Below are 6,293 nucleotides of genomic sequence, written 5' to 3'. Positions count from 1 at the left end.
GCAACAGGAGCAACGGGAGCAACAGGAGCAACGGGAGCAACAGGAGCAACGGGAGCAACAGGAGCAACGGGAGCAACGGGAGTAACAGGAGCAACGGGTGTAACAGGAACAACGGGAGTAACGGGAGCAACAGGAACAACGGGAGCAACAGGAGCAACAGGAATAACGGGAGTAACAGGTCCTACTGGGGGGATTGGCCCTATAACAACAACTAATTTGCTATATTACACTTTTTCAGATGGAGAGAAACTTATATATACAGATGCAGATGGCATAGCTCAATATGGTACAACGAATATACTATCACCTACTGAGGTTTCATATGTAAATTTGTTTATCAATGGAATTCTGCAACCACAACCATTCTATGAAGTTAGTACTGGTAAACTAACTTTATTGGATAACCAACCACCATCGCAAGGTTCTTCAATTATTTTACAATTTATTATTATTAATTAAAAAAGACAGATTCTTAATGTGAAAAGGAATCTGTCTTTTTTGTTCTGAATTACATTCGGTAACATTAAGTGACGATAAATTCAATTGTAATTGGAATTCCGCCGTCTAATGCATCCCCACCAGGAATTGTAATAGCACCAGTAGGACCAGTAGTAACACTGGAGTTCACGCTTGGTTGAAGAATACCGTTCACATATAAGTTGTAATACGTGAAAGTCGGAAAAGCGGTTGCAGTAGTACCCGCATCGTTTAAACAAGCTGTGGCAGCAATTGCAAAAGCTGCACCTGTACCTGTGCCGGCTCCTAGTGTAGATGTAAATCTTCTAGATGCCATAAATGGTTGAATGATAGGCAATTAATTTTCACTCCTTACAATATTTTATTAGAACGAAGTATAAAATAACTTGTCCACTATATTGTATGAGAGTTTTTTATAATAGAAACGGCTTCACCTTTATAAGGTGAGCCCAATTTTAGTAAGGAAATGTTCTTTATTTATATGAAAAAATGATGTTGTTACTTGCGGAATATATGTAAATCGTAAATTCGGTTTTTGTATTCAAATTAAAATGTGTCTTTGAACCTAAGAGATAAACGTGGAAAAATAAAATAAACTCTTAAGTTTAGGTATTTAATCTAAGCAGTCAATTATTAAAAACATATAATTAATATGTGAGTCATGAACATAATTAAATGACGTTTTCAAGTTTGATTATCATTCATGTTTCCTATTTTAAGAGAAACATATAACTCAACTACATTTTTCAATGGCATCTTTTATAGTACTTAGAATAGGAAAACACTCAACTATAAGAAAAGTAAGGAGGAAATAAATGAAACATAATGATTGTTTTGATCATAATAACTGCAATCCGATTGTTTTTTCAGCAGATTGTTGTAAAAATCCACAGTCAGTTCCTATTACTAGGGAACAATTAAGTCAATTAATTACTTTACTAAACTCATTAGTATCAGCTATTTCAGCATTTTTTGCAAATCCAAGTAATGCAAACAGATTAGTGTTACTCGATTTATTTAATCAATTTTTAATTTTCTTAAATTCCTTATTACCTTCCCCAGAAGTTAATTTTTTGAAACAATTAACTCAAAGTATTATAGTTTTATTACAATCTCCAGCACCTAATTTAGGACAATTGTCAACATTATTGCAACAATTTTATAGCGCCCTTGCACAATTCTTCTTCGCTTTAGATCTTATCCCTATATCCTGCAACTCAAATGTTGATTCTGCAACTTTACAACTTCTTTTTAATTTATTAATCCAATTAATCAATGCTACTCCAGGGGCGACAGGTCCAACAGGTCCAACAGGTCCAACGGGCCCAGCAGGAACCGGAGCAGGGCCAACGGGAGCAACAGGAGCAACAGGAGCAACAGGTCCAACAGGAGCGACAGGTCCAGCAGGTACTGGTGGAGCAACAGGAGTAACAGGAGCAACAGGTCCAACAGGAGCAACAGGAGCAACAGGGGCAACAGGTCCAACAGGGGCAACAGGTCCAACAGGGGCAACAGGTCCAACAGGGGCAACAGGAGCAACAGGAGCAACAGGAGCAACAGGTCCAACAGGGGCAACGGGCTTAACAGGAGCAACTGGTGCAGCTGGTGGCGGAGCTATTATTCCATTTGCTTCAGGTACAACACCATCTGCGTTAGTTAACGCGTTAGTAGCTAATACAGGAACTCTTCTTGGATTTGGATTTAGTCAGCCTGGTGTAGCATTAACAGGTGGAACTAGTATCACATTAGCATTAGGTGTAGGTGATTATGCATTTGTAGCACCACGTGCAGGAACTATCACGTCATTAGCAGGTTTCTTTAGTGCAACAGCTGCATTAGCTCCAATATCACCTGTTCAAGTGCAAATACAAATATTAACTGCACCTGCAGCAAGCAATACGTTTACAGTACAAGGCGCACCTCTTTTATTAACACCAGCATTTGCCGCAATAGCGATTGGTTCTACAGCATCAGGTATCATAGCTGAAGCTATTCCAGTAGCTGCTGGAGATAAAATACTACTGTATGTTTCATTAACAGCAGCAAGTCCAATAGCTGCAGTTGCTGGATTTGTAAGTGCAGGTATTAATATCGTTTAATTTGTTACAATGTTTAGTAGGAAATTAAACAGGGGTTTGTATATAGTCCTTCCTAATAAATTTAGGAAGGACTATATTTTTTGGGGAAATAAGTAATAAATCAATTGAACAATTACTCTTTGTTAAGTTCGTATAAAAAAGTATAATTTACCCTTTCTCATTTTAGTAATAAGTTATGTAACTTTAAAAATTTCCGGTCAGTAAAAAAAGATGAATTCTTTTAAAAAAGAATTCATCCATAAAATAAACTATTTATTTTTATTACAGTTACATCCTTTTTTCTTTACATAGCCTTGCTCGGCTAATTCTCTTTGCGATTGGGAATTGGAAGATTGAGAATTGGAAGATTGAGAGGATGCTGAAGAGCTACTATTTTTATTATAAGAGTAGTTTTTTCGATAGTTATAATTACTCATAGTACTATCACCTCCAATTTAATATATAAATATTATATGTATGTACACTATCAATTGTTACTATTTTTAATAGGAAGAGAAGATACAATAAAAAAATCTCCTTGGTATTTTCCTAGGAGATAAATGATGATTCTTTTGAAAATTTACAAATTAATAGCCCCAGTAAAGAGGAAAGTAATAAGAATCTTGGTGATACAGATTATGTTGTTGAGCGAGGGGCTGGGTTGGATAATTTTTCATTTCACGGTTTTGATTGCAGTTTGCCGGAGGACCAATTACAGTAGTTGATTGAATAGGGGAAACCGCTTGTTTCCATTGTTGTTCATTGAGACAGTAAGTATGGGCCATCATATGAGCTGGAGTTAACCTTAAAATGTCAGAACCGAAAATAACTTCTGGAGTTGGAGCATTGAAAATAGCTAATAAATGAGTATTATTTGCTGTAGCAATTTCGTAATGCCACCACGCTTGTGGAATGTTGGCAACTTGCCCGGGTTTTATCGGTAAGTTTAATATTTGATTCGTAAATGGATTAAGTAAAGAAACAACAGCAGACCCTGAAATACAATAAACAAGTTCAGCTGCATTTTGATGAATATGTGGTTCTACAACATTTCCTGTACTTAAATAAATATCTAATAAAGAAGTATTTTCTAAAGTATTTAATTGTTTAATACCAAGTACATTTATATAATTTTGGGCATCTTTCCGAAAAAAATTACTTTTATTTACATCATAAGTAAAATTGGTTGTGGGGGAGGTATAGTCGATGTTGGCAGTCAATTGTATTACCCGCCTTTCTATAGGTAAGTTAGGTTACAAAATTAGGATATGTGTCTAGTCTTTGTTTTGTGCTGTTGTCGGTAGCTTAATAAATTCACTTATTCCATAAAGAATAAGGTGTTAAGACCAAACTATATTCGTATTCCCATTCATACTTTGGATTGATGGAAAAAAGTAATGAAAATGTTAATTTAAAATTACATCAATCATTTATAAGGAGTGAATGTTCATGTCATTTAGTGAAATGATTAGAAATGAAGTACTCAGCTGGGCGGGTGTTTCTGAAAAACCGCATCGATTTGGTGGTATTGAAATAAATTATGGCAAGAAAGAACTTGGCCATCTTCATGGTGATAAATTAGCTGATTTACCATTTCCGAAGTTAAAGCGAGATGAATTAGTGAAGCAAGGCTTGGTAAAACCACATCACGTATTACCTGAATCAGGATGGATCAGTTATTATTTAAAGAGTGAAGAGGATATTCCATTTGCAATTGAGTTATTTCGTATGCAATATGATCGAATTAAAAAGTAATGAAATAAAGTAGGATAATAAAAATTTATTTTTATGTCACATCCCTCCTTAATCGTTCGTCTTGTATGTAGAACGATTAAGGAGGGATTTTATTATGAATACACTTGATATAGCAATTGTTGGCGGTGGGCTTGCTGGATTAACAGCATCTATATATTTAGCGAAAGCTGGAAGGAAAGTGATTGTATTAGAAAAGTCCAGTCAATTCGGTGGCCGAGGGATGACTACAAATAAAAATGGAATCTGCATGAATCTTGGTGCACATGCTTTATATAGAGGCGGGGCAGCGTTTATAACTTTTAATGAGCTTGGTATGACTCTTCCAGGTGGAATACCATCTACAAAAGCACATGGAATATGGAAAGGGGATATATTCACTATCCCAACAGATTTTTACTCAATTTTATCAACACCACTACTTTCTTGGTCTGCAAAAGTACAATTCTCACGTCTTATGATTCGTTTAGGAAATTTAGATGTAGGAGAAGTTCCGAAAATGAGTCTAACTACATGGGCAGAAAATGAAATAAAAGATCCAATGGTTCGCAATATATTTTATGCGCTATGCCGAACAACAACATATACGTTTGTTCTTTGGGATTGCACAACGATTGACAGAAGAGTACACTGTTGATTTCAAAATGGTCAATGGTATACCAGGAGTTATAGTTACAATAAACAATAAAGTAACTTATGTTCTTTCGTTTGCATTTGAGGATGAGAAAATTTCAAATATTTATATGATGGTTAACCCTGAAAAACTTATGCATTTAAATGTAAAAATATAAAAAAGCGCATTTCTTCAGAAATGCGTTTTTTATTATTTTTCCAACATTTCAAGAGGTACATCTTTTTCGCCAGCTACCTCAAATTTAATTTCCCCGTCTTCTTCATAAATACGTGTAATAATCGGTATAGTAATCATTAATTTTTTATGCTGCTTTCGTTTTCGAGCAGCATCTAAGCTAATCACGTTCATTTGTAAGCATCCTTTCTTCTGGAAATATATAAACAAAGAAAATGCGTCCGAAAAGGGCGCTTAATTGAATTTGAAATACCGATTCATTTAAATGGGGTTTATATAATTTAATAACTGCAATTTTAATATGAAATAATATGAATGGAATAATTGCACGTAGAAATTAACTTTACCAAAAAACGAAACAATATGCTATAAAAAAATTCAAATCTTTGTCATATAATAGGAAAAAGGTCTTTGTTTCGCATATAATGAAAGTAGACGGGCAGCAAGAGCTTTTTCATCATATTGCTTTGGAAAGGCGATGAAAAAAATGGATACGTTAGATTCATTATTATTTCAACTTGAACAATATGGAGAAGAGCATGATCGAAATAAAAAAACACGGGAAGAAAAATTACGGAATATTACTCGTGAGATGGGGCAATTTTTATCAATTTTAGTAAAAGGGTGTAGCGCAAAAAACATTTTAGAAATCGGAACTTCTAATGGCTATTCTACATTGTGGTTAGCTAATGCGGTAGAAGAAACAAATGGAAATGTAACAACTGTAGAGCTTTCTTCAGAACGAGTTGGAGAGGCACTTGTCAATTTTGAAAAGGCAAACCTTTTACAAAGGATTGATGTTCATAATCAAGAAGCAGGGGCATTTTTAGATGCGCAATTAGATCATTCATTTGATTTTATTTTCCTAGATTCAGAGCGTACGCAATACATGTGGTGGCTTGAGCATATAAAACGCATTTTACAACCAAAGGGTTTTCTTGTTGTTGATAACGCAACCTCTCATGCAAATGAATTAGCCGAGTTTAAAAAAATGATAGAAGAAGATGAAATGTTTGAATCGGTGTTATTGGCATTTCAAAATGGAGCATTCGTAGCGCGCAAGAAGAAATAGGAGTGAGCGCAATATAATTATCACATTGAAAAAGGGTGTATGTCAAAAGATTGAGTACAGAAGGATAGGAGAACATAATTTATAGTAACATACGAAGAATCCGCCT

Annotated in this window: 8 protein-coding genes and 2 pseudogenes; 6 read left to right on the top strand and 4 right to left on the bottom strand. The window is 34.9% G+C overall.

The annotated features are described in order from the left end of the window. Positions 1 to 459 (top strand): DUF4183 domain-containing protein (locus HFD78_RS23970; RefSeq protein WP_191968121.1); only part of this gene is annotated, 459 nt, incomplete at its 5' end. A gap of 64 nt (positions 460 to 523) precedes the next feature. Here HFD78_RS23970 and HFD78_RS23965 read toward each other — a convergent pair. Continuing rightward, positions 524 to 814, bottom strand: coding sequence for a DUF4183 domain-containing protein (locus tag HFD78_RS23965; protein ID WP_001121647.1), 291 nt, complete (start codon positions 812 to 814; stop codon positions 524 to 526). 478 nt (positions 815 to 1,292) lie between these two features. On the opposite strand from HFD78_RS23965, the gene exsJ reads away from it, so the two are divergent. After that, positions 1,293 to 2,576, top strand: a complete 1,284-nt coding sequence (gene exsJ, locus HFD78_RS23960) for an exosporium protein ExsJ (protein WP_098284914.1) — start codon at positions 1,293 to 1,295, stop codon at positions 2,574 to 2,576. 248 nt (positions 2,577 to 2,824) lie between these two features. Here the strand turns inward: exsJ and HFD78_RS23955 are convergent, their stop codons facing one another. Continuing rightward, the gene (locus HFD78_RS23955) at positions 2,825 to 2,992 is read right to left on the bottom strand and encodes a hypothetical protein (RefSeq protein ID WP_016109953.1); all 168 of its coding nucleotides are present in this window, start codon (positions 2,990 to 2,992) and stop codon (positions 2,825 to 2,827) included. Positions 2,993 to 3,142: 150 nt separating this feature from the next. After that, the gene (locus HFD78_RS23950) at positions 3,143 to 3,775 is read right to left on the bottom strand and encodes a cupin domain-containing protein (RefSeq protein ID WP_000126334.1); all 633 of its coding nucleotides are present in this window, start codon (positions 3,773 to 3,775) and stop codon (positions 3,143 to 3,145) included. A 229-nt stretch (positions 3,776 to 4,004) separates the two neighbouring features. On the opposite strand from HFD78_RS23950, the gene HFD78_RS23945 reads away from it, so the two are divergent. The 3 genes and pseudogenes from HFD78_RS23945 to HFD78_RS23935 all read left to right on the top strand — a co-directional run. Beyond that, positions 4,005 to 4,310 carry a luciferase domain-containing protein gene (locus HFD78_RS23945; protein ID WP_000010319.1) on the top strand — a complete coding sequence of 102 codons (306 nt, stop codon included), beginning with the start codon at positions 4,005 to 4,007 and terminating at the stop codon, positions 4,308 to 4,310. A gap of 94 nt (positions 4,311 to 4,404) precedes the next feature. Then, positions 4,405 to 4,899, top strand: a pseudogene (locus HFD78_RS23940) (FAD-dependent oxidoreductase); the annotation flags it as partial. Beyond that, positions 4,889 to 5,098: pseudogene (locus tag HFD78_RS23935) on the top strand (RNA polymerase sigma factor SigJ); the annotation flags it as partial. The pseudogenes HFD78_RS23940 and HFD78_RS23935, both read left to right, overlap by 11 nt. 32 nt (positions 5,099 to 5,130) lie before the next feature. On the opposite strand, the gene HFD78_RS23930 reads toward HFD78_RS23935, so the two are convergent. Beyond that, positions 5,131 to 5,289 carry a hypothetical protein gene (locus HFD78_RS23930; protein ID WP_001100984.1) on the bottom strand — a complete coding sequence of 53 codons (159 nt, stop codon included), beginning with the start codon at positions 5,287 to 5,289 and terminating at the stop codon, positions 5,131 to 5,133. A gap of 304 nt (positions 5,290 to 5,593) precedes the next feature. Between HFD78_RS23930 and HFD78_RS23925 the strand changes: the two genes are divergently transcribed. After that, positions 5,594 to 6,187, top strand: coding sequence for an O-methyltransferase (locus HFD78_RS23925; RefSeq protein WP_002196489.1), 594 nt, complete (start codon positions 5,594 to 5,596; stop codon positions 6,185 to 6,187). Positions 6,188 to 6,293: the final 106 nt, after the last annotated feature.

This window comes from Bacillus sp. EKM501B (genome assembly GCF_011800505.1).
In the GTDB taxonomy this organism is placed as follows: domain Bacteria; phylum Bacillota; class Bacilli; order Bacillales; family Bacillaceae_G; genus Bacillus_A; species Bacillus_A cereus.
The sequence above is the reverse complement of the archived record's forward strand: the minus strand, read 5'-3'. Positions and strand labels throughout refer to the sequence as shown.

Coding starts and splice junctions, on each gene's coding strand:
- exsJ (WP_098284914.1), top strand. CDS start 1,293: ATGAAACATAATGATTGTTTTGATCATAATAACTGCAATCCGATTGTT.
- HFD78_RS23955 (WP_016109953.1), bottom strand. CDS start 2,992: ATGAGTAATTATAACTATCGAAAAAACTACTCTTATAATAAAAATAGT.
- HFD78_RS23945 (WP_000010319.1), top strand. CDS start 4,005: ATGTCATTTAGTGAAATGATTAGAAATGAAGTACTCAGCTGGGCGGGT.
- HFD78_RS23930 (WP_001100984.1), bottom strand. CDS start 5,289: ATGAACGTGATTAGCTTAGATGCTGCTCGAAAACGAAAGCAGCATAAA.
- HFD78_RS23925 (WP_002196489.1), top strand. CDS start 5,594: ATGAAAAAAATGGATACGTTAGATTCATTATTATTTCAACTTGAACAA.